The organism is Spirochaetota bacterium (assembly GCA_017999915.1).
Lineage (GTDB): Bacteria > Spirochaetota > UBA4802 > UBA4802 > UBA5550 > RBG-16-49-21.
In genome coordinates this window covers 66105-91490 of record JAGNKX010000008.1, presented here as the reverse complement: position 1 = coordinate 91490, position 25386 = coordinate 66105, and the positions used below count along the sequence as shown (strand labels likewise).

Below are 25386 nucleotides of genomic sequence, written 5' to 3'. Positions count from 1 at the left end.
CAATCCGCTGTGACATCGGATCCGGGCTCTCTTTAGGGACGGCTCTTATACTTCTCTCGCAATGTTTTCATTCGATCCGCCGGGATGACCCCTTTTTCCGGATTTGAAAGCACGGCCATGGCCGCTATCGAACAGGCAAGATAATAGAGGATAAGGACGACGAGGTAAGGCAGAGGCCGCTCTTCCGACAGCTGCGCCATGGCCTCCTTTTGAAAGATAAGCATGTAGAGGGGAAGGGCGATGGTTATGGCCGCGTACACCGCGCCGAAGGCCCTTTTCAGGCTGTTTTTATAGGTCAAGAGAATCGTAAAACCGGACGCGCCCATGACGAAGACGGAAAGATATCCCGAACCGAATGTGAAATCAAAAAGAAACCGCGCCTTCGATTCAGGAATATCCCCCATGCCGGTCATGGTGCCCAGGGCCCAGAAGACAAGGGTCGTGAACATGAGGCCCTGGAAGATGGCGGTATAGGTAAAGCCGACTCCGAGGGCTTCTCCCGCCCTTTTCAGGACGGGGTTGCCAGATTTTGCAAGCCAGCTGATGAGGAACAAAACGCCGGCAACAAATGCTCCTATTGGAAGGATGATGAGGATGGCGATTTCTTTCATCCATTCAAAGGTCTGGTTCATCATGACCGTGGCAAAATAACCGGTCACCGAAACAGAGGTAATGATCACGAGGTATCTCAGCATTGAATGCCTCCGGAATGCTTCTATCGTTTATTTCAAATTTACATTGCTGAATCAAAACAAAACGGGTCATTCATGCAACATGTTCTGCCGCATCAGCCATCAGGGAAAAACGTCCTTGCCGGTGATGCAGGACGGAACAGATGGCGGCTTGCCTGAAGCAACGCCGGGCCATGTCAGCAGAAGAACGACGCGCTCAACGCGGTGAGCACCTGCCCGGTATAATAAAAGGCCAGGTTGATCCTGCCGTACCGCCACTGATGCCGGAACCGGTGCAGCGCCAGGATTACATCGGACACATAAAAAAACAGCGCCCCCGCGGTGATGAGCATCGCCTGGGTCTGGTTGAAATAGGTTCCTGAAAATGTCGATACGGCCCTGTTCACCATGAGGCTGATAATGATGACATACAGCAGCACCGGTATCTTCATGTCCCCCAGATGCGGCAACAGGTACCGGTATATGCAGACCGCCGCGGCAGCCAGTACGAGCCCGCTTATCCAATCCGATTCCTGGAACCCGCTGAACAGGGTAAACACGACGATATACGCGATATGGCCCAGCAGGAAGAGGACCAATCCGATCCTGAAGGCTTTCTTCGAGGCGTTCATGAACATGAGGGCCATGTCGCCGCCGAAGGAAAGGATCATGCCCGCCAGAAGGGCCAGGGTGTATTCGGTCCTGAAACAGCCTTCGCGGAGAAACGACATCAGCAGAACCGCCGTCATCAACGTAGACGATATCGGTTTGAAAATATAGATGCCTTTCTGATCGGCGGAAAACTCGGCTCGATGCAGCATTATTAAAACCACGGCCATGACGGCCAGCACCGGAATGAACATAATCATACGACACCTCCATTGATTTGATTGCAATAGGGAACGATCATCGGCCCCTCGCGTAGCACCGCGATCCGGGCGCCGGGATTTTTTTTCAAATAAAAAGAAAGGGTCTCCCCGATATCGCGGCAGGGAACGCAGTGGGCCCGCCGCATCGTTTCCCCGGGCAGATCGCTGTACAAGTATACATCGGCGCGAACCAGTGAGGCCGCCAGTTTCTGGACCTGCCACTGGTCCATCCGGGAAAAGCCGGGCTCGCGGATCAAGTCGAGGAGCTCCCGGGGCGACTGCTTCATGGCCAGGATTTTAATAAAATCGCCGTGATCGGGGACGCCGTCGGAGCACCGTGACACGCAGATAATGACGCCCCGTTCCTTCACGATGGAAGCTGCGGCGCAAATCCCCTTGACCGTCTGGTACAGGTTCTGGTCCAGGGGATAGCCGCCGTTTGACGTTATGACGATATCGAACGGCTCCGCGCACCGGAACATCGAGCACGAGGCGGCCGCAACGGCCCCCTCCCGGTGGGAGGCGACGACATCCCCGCAATAGAATCCCGTTATCTCGTGATTCCTGTTGAGGGTGACGTTGACCGAAAAATCGGGCCTCATCATGAGCGCCGCATCCCTGGCCATCTCGTATACCGGATTGCCCTCCAGGGCTCCCCAGGATGCGCCGCCGTGGCCGATCATGGAGGCGTCATGAAAACGCATGATGGTCCGGATCCCCGCGATTCCGGGCATCACCGCCTTGGGCCCCCCGCTGAACCCCGCGAAAAAATGCGGTTCGATGAAGCCCGTCGTGATGCGGATATCGGCTTCGGCGTAAATCCTGTTGAGCAGCACCGCGGTGCCGTCCCCCAGCGTACCGACAGAGACGAGCCCAGTGGAATCGAATGCGTCATGATTGACGCAGCGGACGGTTCTAACAATCTCATCTCCCAGCAGGGAAGACATTTCTGAATCGGTGCAGGCCCTGTGGGTGCCGCATCCGATCAGGACAGTGAAATTGCCCCGGGGAACATGGGTCAGTTCTTCAAGTATCCATGGCACGATTTTCCCGCTCGGGAGGGGCCTGGTAATGTCGCTGACCACGATAACGACTCGATCATCCCGCGACACGACATCCCGCAGCGTACGCGTTCCCGCAGGGTTTCTGAAGGAACGAAGGGCCGAAGCCTTCTCATCAGCCAGGCCCGGTACAAATGCCGGTTCGATAATGACGGATCCCTCCGGCACTTCAATGTCGATGGATGCGGCGCCATAGGGCAGGCTGACTTTCATATTGTGGACGCGTTGTCCTCTGTGAGATTAATCGTTTCCGGATTTCATGGCAAGGAAAAGCTAAGGCGAGGATGGAAATCCTCGCCTTCACGGCGATTTGATTTAACGGTATCCCCTGCCGCCTCCGCCGCCTCCTCTTTTTTCGCCTTTGGGGCGAGCCTCGTCAACGCGAAGGTTCCTGCCCTCCAGGTTGAATCCGTCAAGGGCGTTCTTCGCATTCTCCGCTTCAGACTGACTCGACATTTCAACAAAGCCAAAGCCCTTGTCGCCGATAATTCTAAAATCGACGATCGTTCCATGCTGTGCGAATAGGTCCTTTAACTGCTGCTCGCTCGCCGAATAACTGATGTTTCCGACGAAAAGTTTGCTCCCGTGCATACCATCCTCCTGTGTGGTCTCTATCGTGCTTAACAATATCCGAAAAAAGGAGATAGTTACATAGGGTCAAAGACCTACATCCTTAGTTACGAACTATCAAGCGTATTTGCTGCAATTATATATTGATGGATAAAATAATCAACAACTTTAATGTTCGATCAGGCAAGGCGCTCGACTTTCTCTATGAACTCCCTCATATGCGCCGGCATATCGGCCGAGAAGGACATCGTCTCCCCCGTGGAGGGATGGGTGAATTCGAGAAAGACCGATGCCAGAAGGAGATACGGCACCCGGTACTTCTCCCATTTCTTGGAATAGATGGGGTCCCCCACGATGGGGAAGCCCTCGGCGGAACAGTGGACCCGGATCTGGTGGGTCCTGCCGGTATGAAGGTCGATGTCGAGGAGAGTGAACAGGCCCAGGCGCGAATTCAAAATCCTTTTCACCGTGAACTCCGTCAGCGCTTCCCGGCCGCCCTCGTCGACGGTCATCTTGTGGCGGTACTTCCGGTGCCTCCCGATGGGGAGATCGATGAGGCCGTGGGCCGCCGCCGGCTTGCCCACGACCAGGGCCGCGTACTTCTTGCGCACCCGGCGGCCGCTGAATTCAGCGGTGAGGAACTGGTGGGAGGCGTCGTCCTTGGCGACGACCATGAGGCCGGCCGTGTCCTTGTCCAGGCGGTGCACGATGCCGGGCCGGGCCACGCCCCCGATGGAGGAAAGGTCTTTTATGTGATAGAGGAGGCCGTTGACCAGGGTGCGGTTCCAGTTCCCCGGTCCCGGGTGCACCACCAGGCCCGCCTGCTTGTTGACCACCACGACGGATTTGTCCTGGTAGACGATGTCGAGGGGTATGTCCTCCGGATCCAGCTCCAGCGGCTCGGGCTCTGGCACGATGACGACGATCAGGTCGTCGGTCTTCACCTTGTAGTTGGCCTTGATTATCTTCCCGTTCACCGTGATGCTGCCGCCCCGAATGAGCTTCTGGATATAGCTCCGCGACAGGTCCTGCTCCAGCGCCGGCGGAAGGAAATGGTCTATACGCTCCAGGTTGTTTTCTTCCGGCACGATTATTTCTATCGGCTCTTCGCTCATGAATGATCTTCTCTCGTTTCCCCCGTGATCCCGGCATGGGCCGGCATTTTGTATACTATTGCGCCGCGGCCATAAATTGCAATCATGTTTCTCGATTTCCCCATGATTTTCTTTTTTTGTTTTGACAAGTAATTATAACCCGTATAAAGATGCCGTAATAAACACCTATCCATTCATTTTTTCTCCGCACCGCGCCTGGCCGGTGCGGCCCTTGCAATTTCAAATAGTGCGTGTTATGTGGTATATCATATGAAACGTCGTTTTCTTCTCATCATACCGGCATGTATCGCCATTATCGCCGCGACCGGCACGGAATCAGCGGCGGACACGATCAAGCTCTTCGAAGGCACCGTCCTGGTGGGCAAGATCATCGAGGAGAACGGGACTGCCATCACCTTCGCCAACGCCTACGGGACGTTCAGCATCAAGCGGATCAGGATAGACGACGTGTACAAGACCAGGTCCTATGAAGAAGACATCGCGGTCCACAGGAAACACAACTTTCCCATCAACGAATACAAGATAAAAAAGAATTACGTCGCCGGCGAGAACAGGAAAGAAGGAAGGAACCGCGAGCTGATCCGCCTGAAAAAGAGAGAAAAAGAGCGCGAGGAGGCTCGGGACAAAGCCGCAAAGCTTGCAAAGACCCGGGAGAAAAAAAAGCGCGACGCCCTGAGAAAAAAACAAATGGCCGGCGACCACTGGATAAGCGGGCGCATCTCCTTCTCCGGGGCTTACCATTACAACCTGGGAAGCTCCGGCAACGCCATGCCTTTCGGATACGCCGGCTACTTCTCCCTTGACCAGGGCCTCGATTTCGCATCGGGGAACCGCCACCCCATGATACCGGGGCTCCGCTTTGAGGGGGGATACGTCTATTTCAAGAGATCATCCTACAGCCTGACGGGATACGTCTTCGGCGGGGGACTGATGTGGGCCTTCCCCTCGATGAAAAACGGCTGGGGCTGCTTTATCCTTGCCCTGGTGCCCGGCGCGTCATACCTGGAGGCGAAGGTCGGCTCCACGATCCCCGGAGGAGGCGGGCGGTCGCGGGGATTTAATTTCTCGGCACAGGGGATCTTCGGATATCAGAAGTCATTCGGCGTCTTTTCCATGTTCATCCAGGCCCGGTACATGTACATAATGGGAAACCATTCATACTTCCACTCCGTCGCGGGTGAATGCGGCTTCGGCTTCAACGCCTGGTGACGCCGGCGGGCGGTTGCTTATTTCCCCTCCACCTTCTCGATGAGGCCCCGCCGCTCCATGTCCTGGAGCGTTTTCAGCTCCGATTCAATGGCCCGCTTCGCTTCCGGGTCCTCTATATCCTGTATGTCTATCTCCGAATCCTCGGCCTTCGGCGTCTCGCTGTCCGGTGTGATCTCAGCTTCCTCCAGCGCTCCGCCTTTCTGTTTCTTCACGACATCGGGCTTTTCTTGAGGGGCCTGCCGGCGAGTTAATTCCCGCTTTTTCTCAACAGGACGCCGTGGAGCCGGTTCTCTCCTCGGTTCGCGGGGCATTGGGCGTTCAACGGCCTTTTTCGGCGAAGCCTTTTTTTCCGGCGCGGCTTTTTTTACCGGCATGGCCTGTTTCCGGGCGGCGGCCTTCTCCTCTTCGGTTTCCACCAGGACATCGCCTGACATGGCGCCGGTATAATCGACGCTTGCCATGACCTCGTTGAACAGGTCCGTGTATTTTCCGAACAGACCCAGGGGCGCGCGGCACTCGACGGCCAGGAAGGTGTCCCCGAATTTTGAAATCATGGTGCGCTGGAGAACCCTTGTCCCCCGGAAGGGATAATCAAAAACGAACATCTTGACCGTCACGTCGCCCCCGCCCGCCATGGCCTTGGTCTCGATTATTTTCCTGAAGGCGACGCCCCGGGACTGCTTCTTCTTCCAGCCGTCCCAGGTGAGCGCATCGCCGTCGCCGGCCCGGTACGCCGTGACCGCTATCTCGGCGCCGGGCAAGGCGCCCCGCTTCAGCGTCATGAGGTGCCTGTCGCCGTCCTCATGGTACGATCTCTTCCAGTCCCGGGGAGCGGCGATGCTGTAGCGGTAAACGCCGTCGGCATAGCGCTTCAACTCTTCGGCGCGGGACGCCGCCGGCGACACCATGACAATGACGAGGGACAGAATCAACAGCTTATTCATAGAAATTTTTCACCTGTTTACGTGGATGCGCGATTGAGCCCGACCGCCGGATACCCGCATATGTGAGCACGACCATCCGGGCGAGTCAATAACATTTTGCTGGTTGACAGGGCGCCATGACATATGGTAGTCTTACCGCAATGCCGCCATCGTCGATATTCGGCATGACCCGATTCACACGGGCCGTACGGGAAACATCAGCACCCAATCGGGAGGTATGCCATGAAGATATCGGTACTCAACGGGAGCCCCAAGGGCGACATGAGCATTACGATGCAATATGTCCGCTACATGGAGAAACAGGTTCCCGGCATCCGCATGACGGTGCACGACATCTCCCTGAGGATCAAGGCCCTGGAAAAGGACGCCGCCTCCTTCCGGGCGGTCATGGACGACGTCAGGTCATCGGACCTCGTCCTGTGGGCCTTCCCGCTCTATTACTTTCTGGTTCCGTCGCAGTACAAGCGCTTCATCGAGCTCATCTTCGAAAGAAAGGCGGCGGCCGCCTTCAGGTCGAAATTCACCGCGGTCATAACGACATCGATCCATTTTTTCGATCACACGGCCCACAACTACATGCGCGGCCTCTGCGACGACCTCGCCATGAAGTTCGCCGGATCCTTCTCCGCTTCCATGTACGACCTGGTGAGAAGCGCAGAGAGGGAGCGATTCCGGAAGTTCATCGCCGTCATGCTCCAGAGGGTCTCGGCCGACGCGCCGGCTTCACGGGCCTACGTTCCCGTGAAAGGGAAGATGTTCCCCTACAGGCCTTCCAAAACGAAGAAAACCGTCGACCCCGGGAGCAGGAACATCCTTATCCTGAGCGATGCCGGCGGCGCCTCCTCCAACCTGGCCCGGATGGTAGAGCGGCTCCGGTCGTCCTTTGCCGTCGCGCCGCAGGCTTACAATCTCCACGATCTCGACATCAAGGGCGGGTGCCTGGGATGCATTCAGTGCGCCTACGACAACACCTGCGTGTACGGCGACAGCGACGGTTTCCACGAGTTCTACGAGACACGGGTAAAAAAAGCGGATATCATCTTCTATTGCATGGAGACCAGGGACCGGTACATCTCGTCCCTGTGGAAGCGCTTCATCGACCGGACTTTTTACAACAACCACACCCCCGTGCTGGGGGGAAAGCAGATCGGCTTTCTCGTGTCAGGGCCCCTGAGCGAGCTCTCATCACTGAGGGAATTTCTCCAGATCTATCCGGAATTCCAGCGCGCCAACCTGGTCGACATCGTCACCGACGAATGCGGCGATTCAAAGGAGCTGGACCGCCGGATACAGGCCCTGGCGGGCTCCGCCGTATCCCTGGCGGAAAGCGATTATGTCGGCCCTTTCACCTTCGGCACCGTGGGCGGGTGGAAGATCTTCAGGGACGAGATATGGAGCTGGATGAGGTTCCCCTTCATCGCGGACCACACCTATTACAAAAAGCACGGGATGTATGATTTTCCGAGGCGGAGCCCCGGGCGGAGCCTTGTCAACGGCGCCCTCGCCATGATGGTGAAGATACCCGGTTTCAGGGACGTGGTGTACAAGAAGCGCATGAAGGAAGAGATGCTCGCTCCCTTGAAGCGCATATTGAAGAGGGAATAGCGGCGCCCCTACCTTCGCTTCGCCAGAAGCGCCTCGATGCGCTCCAGGAGGTCATGGCCGTTAAAGGGCTTGGTGATGTAATCGTCGGCCGATTCCAGGCGGTCGTCTTCCATCTCGCCCGGCTCCATGCGGGCCGAAAGAATGATGACCGGCACGTTTTTCAGATCGCCGCTCTCCCTGATCCGGCGCATCATCTCGTAGCCGCTCATCACCGGCATCATCACATCGGTTATGATGAGGTCCGGTCTCAACTCCGCGGCCATCGCCAGACCCTCCCGGCCGTTCCGGGCGCAGCGGACCGCGTACCGGCGCTCCAGCAGGGTGAGCAGGTACTTGCGCATGTCGGCGTTGTCCTCCACGATCAGCAGCGTCGCTTCCGGCTTGGACGGCAGCGCCGGCGACGGCGGTTGCTCCGCGTCAACCTGCGCTTCAGCCAAGAACCGCACCTCCGCGGCGCGCTGCATCAGGAGCTCGCGGTCGCCCTCGCCGCCCGGCTCCACGAACTGCACGCCCGGGACGCGCTCAAGATGCTTTCTCCCCTTCGGCAGCAGGATGGAAAAGACGGTCCCGTGGCCGACCGGATTATCCGCGACATAGACGCTCTTCACGGATATGGTGCCGCCGTGCATCTCCACCAGTTCCCTCACCAGGGAGAGGCCGATGCCGGAGCCCTCCTGTTTCCGGGCGGTGGCCGCGTGGGCTTGGCCGAAGCGGTCAAAAATGATGTCCAGGTTCTCCGGCGGAATGCCCGATCCGTTGTCCTCGAATTCGATGAAACAGCCCCGGTCATCGTCCATGACGCTAATGGTGACAGCGCCGCCCGGCTCCGTGTACTTGAAGGCGTTGGAGAAGAGATTCATGAAAACCTTGTCCATCTTTTCAGCGTCAAAACAGAGCTTGATGGGCTCCCTCGAGACGGCCACGCGGATCGACAGGCGCCGGGTTTCGGACGCGGGGCGGACCGAGTCGACGTAGGACCTGATGAAGGCCACCACGTCCTGCTCGGCAGCCACCAGCGGCATGCGGCCCGATTCGAGCCTGGCGAGATCGAGGAGGTTGTTGACGAGCTTCACCAGGCGCGCGGCATTGCGCTCCACCGTCACGAGGAGGGCGCGGTCGATGGCGACGCCCTGGTCCCCCCTGAGGGCCGACTGGACCGGCGCCAGGATCATGGTGAGGGGCGTCCGTATTTCATGGGATATGTTGGCGAAGAAGCTCGATTTGACGCGGTCCAGCTCCTTCAGCTTCGCATTGGCCTCCTCGAGCTCCCCGGTCCGGTCGTAGACCATCTCCTCCAGGTGCTGCGCCAGTTCGCGGTTCTTCTCCATCTCCTCCTCGGCGAGGCGAAGGGCCCCGTCGTTGATCCTGAATATATGGTAGGATATGATGCTCACGAACATGATGGCTATGACATTGTCGATGATATAATCGCTCAGGAAGAAAAGCGACAGGCCATACAGGTCCATCGCCCTGAGACAAAAAACAATGAATACGGCCATGTTGACGGCGCAATACACGAAAATGCTGATCCTGTATCGGGACACCACGACGGGGGTCAGCACCAGGAGTCCGATGACATACACGATGGTGTCCAGGACTATCATCCGCTCCTCATTGATATCGAAAAACATGGACGCCCACACGCTGATCAGGCATATGCAGAGGACCAGGTGTGCTGAAAGGCTGAACCTTCCGGACTTCAGCAGGTAGACCGATATGCCCATGAAAAGGATTCCCGAAACCAGGGGGGAAATGACTTCAACGCTGGCGTTATTGCGCAATGTATTGGTGAAGATGATGATAAAAATGAAGGCTATGATGACAAAGCTGACCCGCAGAATGAGCCTCGATTTCTGCTGGATGACGTAATCCGCCTGCTTATACTGCCGTAAAAAGTAATCCGATACCTTATGCAGCATCTATTGCCTCGGATGGATCGAGCGTAGGGTGGAACAGTTGAGCGTCATACGGCACATATTATATCCGGCTGACATGGGTATCCCTCTTAATAAAAAATACCAATACATGAACCGATGTCAATAAGAATATCTGCAGCCGCCGCTCCGCCGTTATTAAATACCCCGCAGCAAGTTACGGGGTATTTTGACGCATATTGTTTTCCCATCATAAAGCCCGTAACCCATCAGGAATTCAACATGGTGACCCTGTTTTCCATGTGATCGGCCATGCGGGAAACCTCTTCCGACAGCCTTTTGAGGTTGATCAGCACTTCGGAGTTGTGCTGCGTGATTTCATTCACTGAGGATATCGACTTCACGATCTCTTCCGAGGCCACCTTCTGCTCCTGGGAGGCGCTCTTAATTTCGCTGGAGCGGTCTTTCACCATCCCGGCCTGGCCGTTGACCCGCCGGTTGATCTCGTCCTGCTGCGCCATGGAGCCGGCTATCTCGTTGATCTTGCCGTTCATCGTCGCGACGCCGTTGATGATCCTGCTGATGTCCCCGACCATGTTGCCCATGGTATCGGAGCCCTTCGATATCTCGCCGATGTTGACCTTGATCAGGGTATCGATCTCCTTCAGGCTCGTGGCCGTCTGGTCCGCGAGCTTCGAGATCTCGTCGGCCACGACGGCAAAGCCCCGGCCCGCGTCGCCGGCCCGGGCCGCCTCGATGGCGGCGTTGAGCGACAGCAGGTTGATCTTGTCCGATATGGAATTGATGATCTCGATGATGCTGGTCATGCGCGTTGAGCCGTCATAGATCTTGGTCATGCTCTGCTGCATTGAGTTGAGGGACGTCTCACCGGACGTCGCGTAGGCGGATATTTCGTTCACCACGCCAATGCTTTCCTTTATCTTGTCGCCCATCTGCGAGACGGTCTCCGAGAGATTGCCGAGCTGGTTAAGGAACGCGGAAATGGCGTCATACTGGGCCGCCGCGCTGCCGGCGTTATGGTCCGTGGAGGATGATATCTCCTCTATGGCGGCCGTGATCTCCTCGGCCGAAGCGGCCTGGCTCTGGAAATTTTCGGAAAAGGTGATGGTCGATGTCCTCATCTCGGTCGAGGACTTCGCCAGAACTGCGGATGATTCCCTGACCGACTCGAGAAGAGACTGTATCTTTTCATAGTTCTCCCTGTTCAGCCGGGCCTCTTTTTCCGAGCGCTCAATGGCCTTTTCGGTGATCGACACGATAAGGTATGACAGGATCATGACGAAGGTGAAGGTGAAGATCGACACCACGACGCCCAGGGTGGCGGACTGGAGACTCAGCTCGTCAAGCTTCTCCCTGACCAGGGTGAAAAACACCAGGTCGCCGATGATGAAAAAAGCCGTTATGCCGAAGAGCCACTTCTTGGAGCAGAACAGGGCCGCCTGCACAACTATGACGATCATGAGGTAGAAATAGGTGGTATAGGCGGTGTGGGGGTCCTTCCCGAGCTTTGCGAACTGCGCCACCGCGAGGAGCAAGGCCACCATTGCCGTGAGATAATTGGCGGTTCCGCTGTAGCGCCCCTTTCTCAGCATCACCAGGCCCGATATCTCTATGAGGATGAGGATACTGATGGCGGTGACCGATCTCATGTAAGAAACGGGCTGTACCGTCAGGTACACCGAGATCATCACCAGCAATACCAGCATGGTGGTCAGGAGATAATAGTACAGGGCAAGGGCCTTCCGCTGGGTGATATAACTCTTATCGGCATATCGAGTGGCAATGAACGAGGAAAGTGTACGGAAAAATGACATCGATGTTCTCCTGATATACGAGTTTGGTCACGTAATTGTTTTTCTTCAGCATTGCGGAGATGGACAGATCCGGGGTATTGTTTAAAAAAATAATGGTCGGTTTACGAAAGGCACCTGCCAGCTTGAGATACTGCTCCCTCCGAGCATTGATAGATCCACATCATATCGCCGGGTTAGAATTTTCAATGATAATATAATCTGCCGTTAACTTTTTCAGTATTGCGATCCCTTCAATTAACTGCACTAAATCATGAAAATGTTCTGGACAAAGCCGGAGGGGATAAGCCTATTCAAGAATAGCGGCCGCTCTTAGGGCCGGTCGCTTATAAACCGCCCACGAGATTGGGACAGGGCCGGGAGCGGATCTGTAACAATCATCATAGCGGCGGTTTCAGATAGATCGACAAAAAATCTTTGAAGGAACGGCACCGTGGCATCAGCGCAGGCATTCGCATCGCTCATCAGGGGCAGGATTAACCGGATCAGCGCCTATATCGTGACGCTCTATTACCTGGAGATCGTGTTTCTCATGTTCGGCCTGCTCTTCCTCTACGGCAAGGGGGTCGCCATAGCCGCCGGGGTCATTCTCTCCCTTCTCCTGACCTATCACATCATCCAGCTCTTTTTCGGGAAGAGCCTGCACCGGAAGCTGCAGCTCTGCCTTATAGACGTCCACGCCGCCTTTGCCGCGGGATACCTTTTCTACAGCGCGGTCCAGGGAATCGACACGTCGCCGGCGGCGCTCCTTATCCTCGTGACGAGATCCCTCCTGCTGGCCTGCGAGCTTCCCCTGCTCATCTGCCTCTCCGGCGACGAAGGCGCGGAGGCCTTCCGCTAGGGAGCGGCGTCACTTCGAACCCTTCGGCTCCCGTATCTGGGGATAGGCGATGGAGGCGTATTTCGGCTGCCTGAGAAAATTCCTCAGCTTGAACAGCGTGTTATAGGGAAGATCGACCGCGGCCATGTTCGCCAGCTCCGGCGTGATGTAGCCGCCCGGCTCGCTGTGCATCTGGTAGGTCACCATCACGTCTCCTCCGCTCAGCGGCTTAAAGGTCCACAGGGCGTTCATCCTGGGCACCCTGACCCTGTCGGGAACCGGCGGGATAAAATCGGCCTTCCCGGACGTGCGCAGCGTCACCGTCAGGGTTTTCGGGTCCTGGGCGATGATGGAGTATGATATGAGGTCGCGGTTCGTCACCGGCCAGGGGGCCCTGGTCACGGTATAGGTGTAGCGCTCGTAGAGATTGACCGTTTTCAGGAGCCTCGCTTCGACCACTTCGTGCATCCAGGTCGTGTAGGTCGACGGGTCGTCGAACACGGCCACCAGGCTGGCGAGGCGCGTCTGCTTCAGGTACATGATCCCCTTGAACTCCTGGAACCTGGACCCGGCCACGTCCCTCACGTACACCTCGATGCCCGCGCCGCTCTTTTTAAGCTTCCAGTCCGCCTGGGCCGAAGCGTCGGCGGCCCAGAGGCCGGATATCATCAGCATCACCGGGAGTAACAATTTCAGTTTAATCATACCAGTTGCTTTTCTACCTATAGAAATAAAAATGGGCCGGGTTTATATCAGGACACCCGCCAGTCTCATCCGGGAATACTTTGCCTGAACAAGCGCAATTCCCGGAACGGTCTTTTATTAGATGGGGTTAGTTTATCATTGGCTCTTCAATGACCGAATACATTGCCGCCGCGTAGCGGTCTTCCTTCACGACATTCCTGAACTTCAGCATCGTCAGGAACGGCAGGTCCACCACGGAGAGGTTTAAGAGCGCCAGCGGAAGAGGACCGCCCGGGTCCGTGACCGTCTGGTACACGACCATGACATCGCCCGATTTCATCGGCCTGAAGGTCCAGGAGGCCTTCATCATCGGAATCCTCAACCGGCCCTTGTGCGGCGGAATGAAATCTGGCTTGCCGGTGATGGCTATGGTCACGGACAGGTCCCCGGGGTTCTGGTTCATGAGTGAATACACGATCACGTCCCGGTCCCTGGCGGGCCAAGGGGCGTGGGTGACGGTATAGGTGATGCGCTCCTGCACGTTCATGAACTTTAAAAGCCTCGATTCCGTGCAGTTGTGCATCCACCGGGTATAGGAGGCCGTATCGTCAAATGTCGCGACCATGCTCGACAGCCGCACGCCCTTGACATACATGACCCCCCTGAATTCCTTCAGGCCGGATCCGGGATAGTCCCGCAGAAAGGCGTTGATGCCGTCCTGCCTTTTCTTCATTTGCCAGCCGTCATCCGCCGCTGCCGCGCGATCAACCTGCTGGAACGCCGCGATTAAAAGAAGGGGAAGAATTGCTCTCAGTATTCTCTTCATCTTGCCGGGTAATACTCCTCTTGAAAATTGACGCCGCATCGTACTGCAACGGTCGTTCTGTATATATTTATAGACAGAGAAACCTGTATTTGGGTTCCAATTTTTTACATGTTATCAGCAACGGCCGCGCCGAATTCCGAGCACTTCAGCAGCGTGGCCCCCTGCATCTGCCGCTCCAGGTCGTAGGTCACCTTCTTCTGCTGGATGGTCTTCTCCAGCGCCACGATCAATCGGTCGGCGGCCTCTTTCCATCCCAGGAAGCGAAGCATCATCTCGCCGGAGAGGATGAGCGAGCCGGGGTTGACCTTGTCCTGGCCGGCGTATTTCGGCGCCGTGCCGTGGGTCGCCTCGAACACCGCCTCGCTGTCGCCGATGTTGGCGCCCGGCGCCATGCCCAGGCCGCCGACCTGCGCCGCCAGGGCGTCCGAGAGGTAGTCGCCGTTCAGGTTCGGCGTGGCGATGACGTCGTACTCGTCGGGCCGGAGGATCACCTGCTGGAACATGGCGTCGGCGATGCGGTCCTTGATGACGATCTTCCCTGACGGGACCCTGCCGTTATGGCTCTTCCACAGCTCGTCCTCGGTGATGGTCCTGTCGCCGAACTCCTCCCGCGCCACCTCGTAGCCCCAGTCGCGGAAGGCCCCCTCGGTGAACTTCATGATGTTCCCCTTGTGCACCAGGGTGACGGTGGAACGGTCGTTGTCGATGGCGTACTCGATGGCCCGCCGGACCAGGTTCTTGGTGTTGGTCACGCTGATCGGCTTGATCCCGATACCGGCGTCGGCCGGAATGTCCGATCCCATCTCCTCGGTCAGAAAATTTATGACCTTGCGGGCCTCCTGGCTCCCTTCCTTCCACTCGATGCCGGCGTACAGGTCCTCCATGTTCTCCCGGTAGATGACCATGTTCACCTTTTCCGGCTCCTTCACCGGGCTCGGCACGCCCCTGAGGTAGCGCACGGGCCGGACGCAGGCGTAGAGCTTGAGCCTCTGCCGCAGGGTCACATTGATGCTGCGGATCCCGCCGCCCACGGGCGTGGTGAGGGGCCCCTTGATGGCCACCTTGTAAGCGCAGATCTTCTCCAGTGTGGCGTCCGGAAGCCAGTGGCCCGTTTCCTTGTAGGCCTTCTCGCCCGCCAGGACCTCCATCCAATCGATCTTCTTTGCGCCGCCATAGGTCTTTTCAACGGCCGCGTCCAGGGCTATTTTCGTCGCGCGCCAGATGTCGGGCCCGGTGCCGTCCCCTTCGATGAAGAGGATCACCGGGTTATCGGGCACGGATATCTTTCCTTTTTCGTATTTGATGACTTGACCGCTCATGACATTCCTTTTTGACAATAATATGCAAACAAGGGACAACTATGAAAATTCGGACTATTTTTGTCAAATCTCTATTAAACTTGCTGTATAACTTAATGATCGACGATATTTGCCTGAGCCTTCAGCGGCGGGGGCAACTATTAAAACTTTAAGTAATGATCCAACAGGTCGATTTTTTAAAGCTGGACAATGATCAATTACTTCTTATTCCTTGACAAATCTTTTTTTATTCAATACCTATCTGTATAAGGGGAAAGATCCGGCAAGGCTCATCCCGGGCATACCGGCACCCAACCATACAGAGAGGAGGCCGTGCCATGACAATCACCTACGACAACCAGGAAGCCAGGGAATATTTCGAAGACGTCCAGGGTTACTACCAGGGCGAGGAAAAGATGGAGGATGTCACCCCCATCGGCAAGCGCCTGACCGATATCCGCACCATGCAGAAGATGTCCCTCGAGCAGTTCGCCAGGATATCGGGAATAGCCCATGGCAAACTGAAGGACATCGAGGAACAGAGGATGCTCCCCGACCTGGGCACCATCGTCAAGCTCTCAAAGGCCCTCCGCATCGGCACGAGCTTCCTCCTCGGCCAGGAGTCCGGCTACAGCTACTCCCTGGTGCGCAAGGCGGAGCGGCAGAAGATCAAGCGCTTCTCCTCCGGCTCCACGGAGCGGCCCAACTACCAGTACCAGTCCCTCTCCCGCGGGATCAGGGACAAGCACATGGAGACCTTCCTCATCACCCTCTCTCCCGACGCCGGCAGCGGCGAGCTGTCACGGCACGAGGGCGAGGAATTCATCGTCGTGATGGAAGGGTCCATCAAGGTGATCCTGGGGAGCAAGGAGGAGGTCCTGAACGAAGGCGACAGCATCTACTATCACGCCACCATCCCCCACAACGTGATCAACGCGGCGGGAAAGGGGAACGCCGTCATCATGGCGGTGATCTATACGGGATAGGGCGCTTCCCGGCCGGCTTCAGCGTCCTGCTTCGGCTGAGACCGGCCGCGGTTCAAGAGAAGCTATTTTGAAAAATTGACCGTGTAGAGGGCCGCCAGGGTGATCCCCCAGAGATGGTCCATGTTCTTCGTGTAGGCTTTTTTTAGATACCGGCGATTGATATACTTATACACATAGTTCAAGCCCGTGAACATGTCGGAGTCAAGGCTCGTTTCACTGTAATTCGCAAGGTAGTTCTTCAGGAACTGGTAGCGGCACCCCAGTGACAGCGTCACGGGCGCCTTTTCAAACACATAGGCGAGGCCGAGGGATGTATTGCCTCCCCAGACATTGAGTTTGACCCTGGTCGTGTATCTGCTGGCCTCCAGGTTCAACTCCGTATCCGCGCTCCATCCGCTTTCCCTGTTTATGAGGTCTGACCTCATGTAAATGCCGGAGACGTTGAACAGGAGAAAAAAGTTGGCGCCCAGGGGAGCCGTAAATCCTACGCCGAGACCGGGCCCGTATGAAACAAAGCCGTAGTTGTAAGTCCCCTGCGAGTAATACTGGGGATCGCCGGCGGTGATTGGCAGGATGCCATAGGAACGGCTGTTCCCCTTTTCCTTGACGCTCTGCACCTTGAATCCGACAAAGACCTTGAAAAACGACACCGGCGCATAGGACACGGTGGTATCGAGGTCATACTTGAACATGTTCTTTGTGTGGAAACTCTCCTTGGACACACCGGACAAATCATAAAACCCGGCGCTCATCCTGTAGTGGGACCCGCACAGGAACAGGGCGGATATGCTCCACTGTTTATTTATGCCAAGTGTCACGACCGGGCCATAGATCGGCGCGGGGTTCAGGGTAAACTTGCTCTTGGCGGTGAAGGGCAATGATTTTCCCGAATCAAGGTCTTTCAGGGCATAATCCCACCAGGCATACCAGCCGGTGACGCCTACAGTAAGGCTCGTGGAATGGGCGGCATGGGGGACGATCAGAAGCATCGAAACAGCGGCAATGAAGGCCATAAGCGTTTTTTTCATATTGCATATCCTCTCTATCTTTTATTAATTATCTGCCAATGCCAATATGGATTATCATCCCCGGTTGGATTATTTTAATGAACCGCGCCCTGTGAATCAATCATTTTATCGGCTGTCCTCCGATGCGTGACCTGTTATGCTCCTATACCCATTGGACGTTAACCAAAAAATAGTACCCCACCATAATGCAATTGGTTATTATCAAATGACCAATGGTGTTATGCTGAATTTCACAGATTCCAGACAATGCAACCATGGCTCCTGGTTATTTACTTTCAATTACCGACATTGTACATTATTAATGAATATAAAATTTAATATAATAAAGCACCCGTACAATTTATCTTTCAGCGGAGAGCTATCATGAACAATTACTACCCGGACGTGACGATCCCAGGGATTTTCAGAAACAGGGTTTCTTATTACAGGAATGATGTCTTTTTGAAAAGCAGGGGACCCGATTTCTGGATAGACCTCTGCTGGGAAGAGGCCTATATCAAGGCAAACGCGATCTCCTCCTATCTTATCAATTACGGCGTAATGCCGGGCGACAGGATCGGCATTTATTCGGAAAACAGGGCCGAATGGATCCTGGCGGACCTGGGAATTCTTTCCACCGGATCGACCGATGTGACCATTGATCCCTCATGCTCGGCTTCGGAAGCGGCTTCCATCATCATTGACTCGGACATACGGATCTGCTTCTGTTCCGGCAGAAGGCAGGCGGAAAACCTCCTCTTGGTGAGAAGCGGGCTCCCCGCCCTGGAACAGATCATCGTTTTCAGCCATGGAGACTATAAGCAGGTCCCGGTGATCACCCTTGACCGGCTGATACAGGAAGGACTGGCAAACGACCGGAGCGAAGATATCGAGACCCGCATCCGGTCGATCGACCCCGGGGATATCATGACCGCTATCTACACGATGTCGCCCTCGGGACACCCGAGAAAGATCACGCTTTCCGCCGATGACATACTCCGGGAGCTGCGCGGTGTCACCGGGCTCCAGCCGAACCTTATCCGGGACGTGGTCCTGTCGATGCTTCCGCTCTCCCATCCCCTTGAGCGGATCCTCGGCTATTACCGCGTCATGCACGCCGGGGGGACCATCGCCTATTCCCGCGGCACGGACAGGCTCGCCAGGGACCTTTCCGATATCCGGCCCACGGCCATGGTCTGCACGCCCCGCGTCGCGGAAAAGCTCTACGGGATCATCCAGGAGATCGCCTCGAAGTCGCCGGCCCTCAGGATGTTCATGTACAGGTGGGCGAAAAAAACCGCGCTTGAAGCCGCGCCCTTTTTTGACGCGGGCCGGCATCTTCCGGGAATGCTGAAAAGGAAATACGCCCTGGCGGGCAGCCATGTTTTCCTGCCGGTGCGGGCCGCCGCCGGCATCGACCGGCTGGGGGCCCTTTTCATCGGTGAAGCGCCGGTCCCGGAGGTGGTGCGGAACTTTTTCATCGGCCTGGGCCTCTACATGGTCCCGGTGGGGAGCCTCGCCGACACTTCCCAGGGACCGCCGGCGATGCACAAAAAGGCCGCCGGCGACTATACACCGGCCGGCGCAAAGAGCCGGTTCAGGGCACGATAACAATCGCTTTCCAGCGGGGCGTTTCCCGCGTCATGGTCCGCAGGTCCTCCCTGCCAGGGAGATCGTTAAATCGTTATTTTTATTAAAAATATATTGATATATTCCCGCATCCGGTGGATCTGTACCGCCAGCGACCCGGCGTGCGCCGATCCATACCATCGATTTCCGGAGAAAGCCCATGAATACACCCGCTCTCATGAAAGGGAAAACGTGTCTCATCACCGGCTCCACCAGCGGCCACGGCCTGGCCGTCGCAGAGGCGCTCCATGGCATGGGAGCGGACATCATCCTCCACGGCCCCACCCGGGAGGCCTGCGAGTCGGTCCGGGACAGGTTCCGCTCCCTGGCGGGCGCGGTGGCCTGCGATTTTTCGTCCCGTCAGGACATCGCCCGGGGGGCAAAGGAAGTGCTCTCGTGGAAGCGACCCATCCACGTCCTGGTGAACAACGCGGGGATGGTGAGCCAGCGCCGCGCTCTTTCCTCGGACGGCGTCGAGATGACCTTCGCGGTGAATTACCTGGCCATGTTCCAGTTCACCCTGCTCCTCCTGCCCGGCCTCATCACGGCGGCGCCGGCGCGGATCGTGAACGTTGGATCCGACGCCCACGTGCTCTCCTCCCTGGACCCGGAGGACATCGACGGCGGAAAAAAAGGCTATTCCGCCATGGGCGCCTACGGCAGGTCAAAGCTCGGGGTGGCCTATTTCACGCAGGAGCTGGCGCGGAGGCTCGGCGGGACCGGCGTCACGGTGAACGCCGTTGACCCGGGGCCCATGGCGACCAATATCGCCAAGAAGCCGGGGCTTCTGCCACGCGTGGCGGACGCCATCATCCAGCTCACCTTTCCCACTGCCGCCAGGGCGGCCCGCACCGCCATCTACCTGGCGTCGTCCCCCGAGGTGGAGGGAGTGAGCGGAAAATATTTCCGGTTCATGAAGATGAAGGAGCCGAAGCTGAAATCGGGCCCGGATTTCCACGGCCGCCTGTGGGAGATCAGCGCCTCCATGACCGGGGCGGATTACCGCGGATAAAAAAACCCCGGGGTTCGGCTCCGGGGTCTTCATTCCTCTATCAAAGACTTTTATAAATCCTTTCTCTGCAGCCGGCTCCACTGCTTGAAGAATTTCCCGAAGAGCTCCCGGGACTGGCGGATCACCTCCGATCTCCAGGCAGGCGATTCCGGATAGAACATCTCCGTCACCATTGTCCGGATGGCCCGGCGGTCGTCGTCGCTTGCGTACCCGTTCCGGGCCCCCTGATTGCTGAGGATGAACGTCTTGAGCGACTTCATGCCGCCCATCATGGTCTGGCTGTCCAGGGTCCCGAATTCAAAGGTGATGGGAAGTACCGGAGTACCCCGGACCAGGGAGTAAAGATAATAGCTCAGATCGCCGGTGTTCTGGTAAAAATCCTTGTCCGTCGACCAGTCTATGGGATGGCCGGGAAAAAGAGATGCCAGGACCTTGTTCTTCCTGTCATCCAGCGACGTCAGGAAGAGATGAAGATAGCCGCGCTTTCCGTAGCCGCTGTGGAGGTCGATATGGGCCGCGAAGCGGTACCGCGCCATGATGGAGGAGAGGATCCTGGTCATCTCCGCTATCTGGGGCTCCTGTTTCTTGCCGCCGTAGAAGATCCCCTTCGGGGACTGGTACTGGCCGCTGACGACGCCATCCATGAAATCCTTTTTGCTCATGGTCAGGTTATACCACACCAGCTTGAGGGTGAGGATCGCGTCGGAGATAAATCCCGCCGACGCCTTTCCCCCGGGCTCCAGGAGGGAGCGCATCTTTTCGTACCCGGCGTTTTTCGCATTGTACACCTTCGGGTCCGCGCTGCAGTTCCTGTTCAGGTCAACGTTCCCCTCGGTGCAGCGCCCGAAGTGCTTCATGCCGTAGGGATTAACGGCGTGAAACACGACAACGCCCATGGTGTCCATGTCAAGTGTGGGGAACACCTCCTTGAAGAAGAGGTCCAGCACCGCGTTGCCGGCGTATCCTTCTATGCCGTGGACCCCGGCGGTAATGATCAGGAGCTTTTCCTGCCTTTTCGTCGCCGGCACGTAGAGGTAATCCATCACCAGGTCCCTGTCCGTGGCGGACGGCACGGCATAGGCCCCCCGCACGGCGAAATCATAGCGGGCCGCGGCTTTCTGGGCGTGGGCCAGGAAGTTCATCCTGCAGTCGCGGTAATTGTTCTTAAAGTAGGAAAGATCGGAGTCCTGCACCTTTATGCTATCGTCCCACCGTGAGCAGGCGGTGCAAAGGATCAGCAGGGCGAAAACGGCTTTTTTCATTGGACACTCCAGGCAACAGTTAATTTCCATCCCACTGTGGGTGGAATTCCGCCCTTGTCAACTGAATTGGCCGGAGGGATGACAAAAAAGATTCTATGCTTTTTTCAGCAGGGATTCGGCGTAGGCCCGGCCCACCGGGAGCTCCGTATCGTCATTGTCCCTGAGGCGCAGGCGGTAGCGGCCGTACTGGACGTGGGATATGCTGTGAATATAGGCCCTGTTGATGATGTGGCTCTTGTGGATCCTGATGAACAGGTCCGGCGGGAGGCGCTCGCTTATCTCCTTCATGAGGAGCGGCACCTCGATGTCCTCCACCCCGGTGTGGATCACGATATTCTTGGCGGACGACGTGATATAGATGATATCGCTGAAGGCGATGGAATAGGCCCTGTTCCGGTCACGGATGGTGAGGCCGGAGGCCGCGGTCTTCCTGACGTTCCGCAGCTTCAGCATGGTGCCCACGCGCGCGTGGAGCTCGCTGATGCGGAAGGGCTTCACGATGTAATCGTTGGCCCCGGCCTCGAAAGCTGCGTCTATGTCCGCCATCATGTTCTTTGCCGTGAGCATCACCACCGGGAGCCGCTCCGCCGACCGGGTTGCGCGTATCCTCCGGCACACCTCGTACCCGGACATGACCGGCATCATTATGTCGAGGAGCACGAGCTCGATGGTATCGTCACGGTCGATGAGATCGAGGGCGCTGATCCCGTCCATCGCGGTTTTCACCGTGCATCGCTTCGACTCGAAATAGGTCTGGAGGACCCGCACGTTCACCGGGTCGTCGTCGACCACGAGGAGGACCGGGTTGTTTTCGAAGGCTCCGCCGTCGGTTTCCCCGGACAGCGGAGCCGGGCCGGCCGCGCCGTCGCCCGGCGCCTCGCTCATACCCTCGATGACGACCGGCCCCGGATTATCCATTGCAACGCCGTGCAGCGCCGGCAGGGTGAAGGAGAACACCGAGCCCCCGCCCGGGTTGGGCTCCACCCGGATCGCGCCGCCGTGGAGCTCCACGATCCGCTTCGCTATGGCCAGGCCCAGGCCGGTGCCGGCATAGGCCCGGGCGTCGCCCCCGTCGACCTGCTGGTAGGCCTCGAATATCTTCTTCCTGTACTCCTCCGGGACGCCGATGCCGGTGTCAGACACGGCCACCTCGATCATCGGCCAGCCGCTTTCATCGCCCTCTCCGTCGGGCCGGTCCATGACGCGGGCGGACAATTCTATCCTTCCCTCGTTCGTGAACTTGATCGCGTTGCCCACGAGATTGTGCAGCACCTGCCGTATCCGGTCCTCGTCGGCCTGCACCGCCGGCAGGTCCGGCCTGATGCCATTAATGATCTCCAGGGGCTTCACGCCGGCCAGGGGAAGGGAAAGCCTCACCACCATTTCGCCCAGGGAGCGGAGGTCCAGGGGCCGCAGGTTCAGCGAAAGGCCCTCGTCCTGGATCTTCGCCATGTCGAGCAGGTCGTTGACCATGCCCGCCAGGCGGTGGCCGCTCGAGGCGATGAGCGAAAGGTTTTCAACGGCCTTCGGGGGAAGCGCGCCGGCGGAGCCTTCCAGCATCGATTCGGAAAGGCCTATCATCCCGTGCAGGGGGGTGCGCAGCTCGTGGGAGGTATTGGCCAGGAACATGTCCTTGATCCTGTCGCTGTTTTCCAGGGCCACGTTTTTTTCCCAGAGCTCCTCCTCGTTGATTTTCAGCTGTTCCGATTGGGTCTCCACGGTGGAAAAAGCGCTGGAAAATCTCCTGGAAAGGATGATGGACTGGGAGGTGATAAAAACCAGGAGCCCCAGGGGCACCAGATTGATCGCATAGTAGAATTCATTTGCCACGAAAAAATCGTTGATAGCCGTGATGAAAAATATTTCTCCGCTGACCATAACCAGGATGGCGCCTTCCCGTTTTTTCATGATCGCCCGGATGGTGATGTAATGCAGGTACAATCCGAAAGCGATGGTGATGACCTGATATGGCTGTGTTGAGTATGAATAGACCGACGCCGGCGTCACGATCACGAAGAGTATGAATGCCGCCCCCAGCCACTGGGAGATCCGCAGCAGCGGTTTCGAAAACTCCCCGGGGAACAGCCTTTCAAAATACATCATGAACAGGGGCATGAACAGGTAAAAGCATATATACTCTGTCTTGAGCGCGACTTCCCAGTTGATTGAGGGGAACAGTGAAATGAAAAAACGCTCCCCCGTCACGACCAGGCGCCCCACAACGGCAAGGCAGACGATGCCGAAATAGAGCGGCGATTTGTCCTTTGTCCTGAAAAGATACAGCGCAAAATGATATACCGCCATGATCAGCAGCGCGCCGAAAATGAACAGCTCGAAGTGGCTGCGGCTTTCGCGTTTTTCAATGATCTGGTCAGCGGTGCCGAATTCAATGACCTCCCAGGGGCCTCCCTTTCGGTGATAAAAATTGGAAACCTGGAGCACGATCGGGACGGTGGCGCCCTTTGGCCTGAACATCGAAATTTTAGGCAGGTATTGGGGGACCATGGCGTCGCGGGACGTGCCGACCGTTCCGTTGGACGACAGGAGGGCGCCGTCCACCCACATCCTGTAGGCGGTGGCCATGTGAAGGGTCTTTAACCCGTAGATCCCGTCCCTGTTCCCGAGCCTGACGGTCAGTCTGAAGGTGCCGTACCCCTGTCCCGGGATCTTTTCATGGCCTGTCTCATAATCGTTCCAGGACCCCGGCATAGTGAAATACCCTGTCTTTGCCGGAAGGAGCGGCTGCGCGAAATCCTTTGGCTCAAGGAGCCGGTTCCAGTAGAACTCCCAGCTCCCGTTCAGCTTGACGGTCCCCTGTTTTTCAAAGTCCCATTCCGTCAGATCGATGACGCCGTTGACCGCGACCGGTGTTTTGCCGGATGCAAAGCTGCGCCCGCATGCGGTTATAAGCAGCGCACCGCAGCAGATAATGGACAACACTATTCCCTTTATTACGGCCCGGCGGTATGAATTCATAGCATTCCAGAGAATATTCGTATCTTGCGGATACTGAATAGTGCGGACTAGAATAATGAAAAGAGCCTCATGAATCAATCAATTTATTTGCATTATCTGAGCAATTGGGTAGTAGTCTAATTTTGGTGGTGAGGAGCTGTCCCGGTAACCCCCTCTTGAATTGTTATATAGTTAAACTGTTAAAAAGCCCGTACAGCCCGAACTCTCCACGAACCGAACTTGGCGCCGCCCATGGTCCCCCCGCCGAAATACTGGGACCACGCGATGTAAGCAGTGCCGGCCTCAGACGAGCTCCAATACCAGGCACTAGCGAAACCACCAATCGACACTCTATTAGTGCATAACTTGCTCAACTCATCTTTTGATGGAAGATACCAGTCGGTGTACCCTCCGGCGTTATAGGCCCGGGCAAGGCCTGCCGCGTATGATGTCGGAGTAGTATTGCCTGCCGCCACCGCCTGGGCAATAATTCGATCCGTGTTTGCAGTACCTGTCCCGAGGGCGGTGCCGGTACCGCCCGGCACTAAGGTGGATTGAGTTGATCCTCCGGATATCCATTCTACTCCTGTGCTCTGGTCTTCGGTCGCCGCTATGAGGCCCCGCTGTTCTCCCGCGACATATCCCGTGTCACTGCTTTGCAGAATATATCCTACTTTACCTCCCAATGCGGAATCTCCTATATTTCCAACTGATGCTGTCGCGGGAAATACTGCGGTTATCACTCCTGAATCATCCGAATTTGTTACCGATGATGCCCCCGCAACCGTGAAAAAGTTCGCGGTCACACCCGTGAGGGTATATCCCGTTTTAGCAGTGAGCGTGATGGTTGCCATGTAGGCCTTATCGCCGCCAAATCTCGCCGACCATGCCCAGCCGCCATCCCACGTAACCGTCCCGGTGTACTGGGCGGTTTCAGTTATCGATGTCACCGGAATCTCTCCGAGAACCGGCGGTGTGACGCCGGGTATTGAGGCTATATTAATAACGGCTTTGCCACCACCGCTCAAAAGCAACAACAGAAGCGAGCTGTTATCATCTTTCTTCCCCGTCTCGCAGGCCGTAAAGGCCAGCGATGCCGTAATCAGCATGCATCCCAGTATTCGTCTGGTGTTTTTCATGATTATCCCCAAAAAATA

General features: G+C 56.8%; 21 protein-coding genes. 6 read left to right on the top strand and 15 right to left on the bottom strand.

All coding sequences use genetic code 11. The features are described 5' to 3' along the window. Positions 1-32 precede the first annotated feature (32 nt). The 5 genes from KA369_12880 to KA369_12860 all read right to left on the bottom strand — a co-directional run bounded on the left by KA369_12880 (position 33) and on the right by KA369_12860 (position 4286). Entirely contained in the window at positions 33-695 is a 663-nt protein-coding gene (locus KA369_12880; protein ID MBP7736863.1) for a hypothetical protein, read from the bottom strand. Positions 696-868: 173 nt separating this feature from the next. After that, complete coding sequence (locus KA369_12875; GenBank protein ID MBP7736862.1) at positions 869-1540, bottom strand: lysoplasmalogenase; 672 nt, start codon at positions 1538-1540, stop codon at positions 869-871. Continuing rightward, positions 1537-2814 carry a nickel-dependent lactate racemase gene (larA, locus tag KA369_12870; GenBank protein MBP7736861.1) on the bottom strand — a complete coding sequence of 426 codons (1278 nt, stop codon included), beginning with the start codon at positions 2812-2814 and terminating at the stop codon, positions 1537-1539. Before larA ends, KA369_12875 begins: the two co-directional genes overlap by 4 nt. A gap of 102 nt (positions 2815-2916) precedes the next feature. Continuing rightward, positions 2917-3192, bottom strand: coding sequence for an RNA-binding protein (locus KA369_12865; GenBank protein ID MBP7736860.1), 276 nt, complete (start codon positions 3190-3192; stop codon positions 2917-2919). Positions 3193-3350: 158 nt separating this feature from the next. After that, positions 3351-4286 carry an RluA family pseudouridine synthase gene (locus KA369_12860; GenBank protein MBP7736859.1) on the bottom strand — a complete coding sequence of 312 codons (936 nt, stop codon included), beginning with the start codon at positions 4284-4286 and terminating at the stop codon, positions 3351-3353. 249 nt (positions 4287-4535) lie between these two features. Between KA369_12860 and KA369_12855 the strand changes: the two genes are divergently transcribed. Beyond that, positions 4536-5495, top strand: coding sequence for a hypothetical protein (locus KA369_12855; GenBank protein MBP7736858.1), 960 nt, complete (start codon positions 4536-4538; stop codon positions 5493-5495). A 17-nt stretch (positions 5496-5512) separates the two neighbouring features. On the opposite strand, the gene KA369_12850 is transcribed toward KA369_12855, so the two are convergent. Next, entirely contained in the window at positions 5513-6439 is a 927-nt protein-coding gene (locus tag KA369_12850; protein ID MBP7736857.1) for a hypothetical protein, read from the bottom strand. A gap of 222 nt (positions 6440-6661) precedes the next feature. Between KA369_12850 and KA369_12845 the strand changes: the two genes are divergently transcribed. Continuing rightward, on the top strand, positions 6662-8044 hold the full coding sequence (locus KA369_12845) for an NAD(P)H-dependent oxidoreductase (protein ID MBP7736856.1): 1383 nt from the start codon (positions 6662-6664) through the stop codon (positions 8042-8044). 8 nt (positions 8045-8052) lie between these two features. Here the strand turns inward: KA369_12845 and KA369_12840 are convergent, their stop codons facing one another. Both KA369_12840 and KA369_12835 read right to left on the bottom strand, forming a co-directional pair. Next, a complete protein-coding gene (locus KA369_12840; GenBank protein MBP7736855.1) occupies positions 8053-9963 on the bottom strand; it encodes a response regulator in 1911 nt (636 codons plus the stop codon). Positions 9964-10187: 224 nt separating this feature from the next. Next, positions 10188-11753: a hypothetical protein gene (locus KA369_12835; GenBank protein ID MBP7736854.1), complete on the bottom strand. Its 1566-nt coding sequence runs from the start codon at positions 11751-11753 to the stop codon at positions 10188-10190. Between the two features lie 430 nt (positions 11754-12183). Here KA369_12835 and KA369_12830 point away from each other — a divergent pair, with 430 nt between their 5' ends. Continuing rightward, a complete protein-coding gene (locus KA369_12830; GenBank protein ID MBP7736853.1) occupies positions 12184-12591 on the top strand; it encodes a hypothetical protein in 408 nt (135 codons plus the stop codon). A gap of 9 nt (positions 12592-12600) precedes the next feature. Here the strand turns inward: KA369_12830 and KA369_12825 are convergent, their stop codons facing one another. The 3 genes from KA369_12825 to icd form a co-directional block, all read right to left on the bottom strand. Further along, positions 12601-13275: an START domain-containing protein gene (locus tag KA369_12825; protein MBP7736852.1), complete on the bottom strand. Its 675-nt coding sequence runs from the start codon at positions 13273-13275 to the stop codon at positions 12601-12603. Between the two features lie 127 nt (positions 13276-13402). Beyond that, a complete protein-coding gene (locus KA369_12820; protein ID MBP7736851.1) occupies positions 13403-14080 on the bottom strand; it encodes an START domain-containing protein in 678 nt (225 codons plus the stop codon). 104 nt (positions 14081-14184) lie between these two features. Next, positions 14185-15399, bottom strand: coding sequence for an isocitrate dehydrogenase (NADP(+)) (icd, locus tag KA369_12815; protein MBP7736850.1), 1215 nt, complete (start codon positions 15397-15399; stop codon positions 14185-14187). A 317-nt stretch (positions 15400-15716) separates the two neighbouring features. Here icd and KA369_12810 point away from each other — a divergent pair, with 317 nt between their 5' ends. Further along, entirely contained in the window at positions 15717-16364 is a 648-nt protein-coding gene (locus KA369_12810) for a cupin domain-containing protein (protein MBP7736849.1), read from the top strand. A gap of 62 nt (positions 16365-16426) precedes the next feature. On the opposite strand, the gene KA369_12805 is transcribed toward KA369_12810, so the two are convergent. Then, positions 16427-17392 (bottom strand): hypothetical protein, encoded by a 966-nt coding sequence (locus KA369_12805; GenBank protein ID MBP7736848.1) that lies wholly within the window; start codon positions 17390-17392, stop codon positions 16427-16429. Positions 17393-17755: 363 nt separating this feature from the next. On the opposite strand from KA369_12805, the gene KA369_12800 reads away from it, so the two are divergent. Continuing rightward, positions 17756-18982 (top strand): AMP-binding protein, encoded by a 1227-nt coding sequence (locus KA369_12800; protein ID MBP7736847.1) that lies wholly within the window; start codon positions 17756-17758, stop codon positions 18980-18982. Positions 18983-19160: 178 nt separating this feature from the next. Then, positions 19161-20012 (top strand): SDR family NAD(P)-dependent oxidoreductase, encoded by an 852-nt coding sequence (locus KA369_12795; protein ID MBP7736846.1) that lies wholly within the window; start codon positions 19161-19163, stop codon positions 20010-20012. A 50-nt stretch (positions 20013-20062) separates the two neighbouring features. On the opposite strand, the gene KA369_12790 is transcribed toward KA369_12795, so the two are convergent. From KA369_12790 to KA369_12780, 3 genes are all read right to left on the bottom strand, one after another. After that, positions 20063-21274 (bottom strand): DUF2817 domain-containing protein, encoded by a 1212-nt coding sequence (locus KA369_12790; GenBank protein MBP7736845.1) that lies wholly within the window; start codon positions 21272-21274, stop codon positions 20063-20065. A 93-nt stretch (positions 21275-21367) separates the two neighbouring features. Next, positions 21368-24250, bottom strand: a complete 2883-nt coding sequence (locus tag KA369_12785) for a response regulator (protein ID MBP7736844.1) — start codon at positions 24248-24250, stop codon at positions 21368-21370. A gap of 179 nt (positions 24251-24429) precedes the next feature. Continuing rightward, a complete protein-coding gene (locus KA369_12780; GenBank protein ID MBP7736843.1) occupies positions 24430-25368 on the bottom strand; it encodes a DUF1566 domain-containing protein in 939 nt (312 codons plus the stop codon). Between the last annotated feature and the right edge of the window lie 18 nt (positions 25369-25386).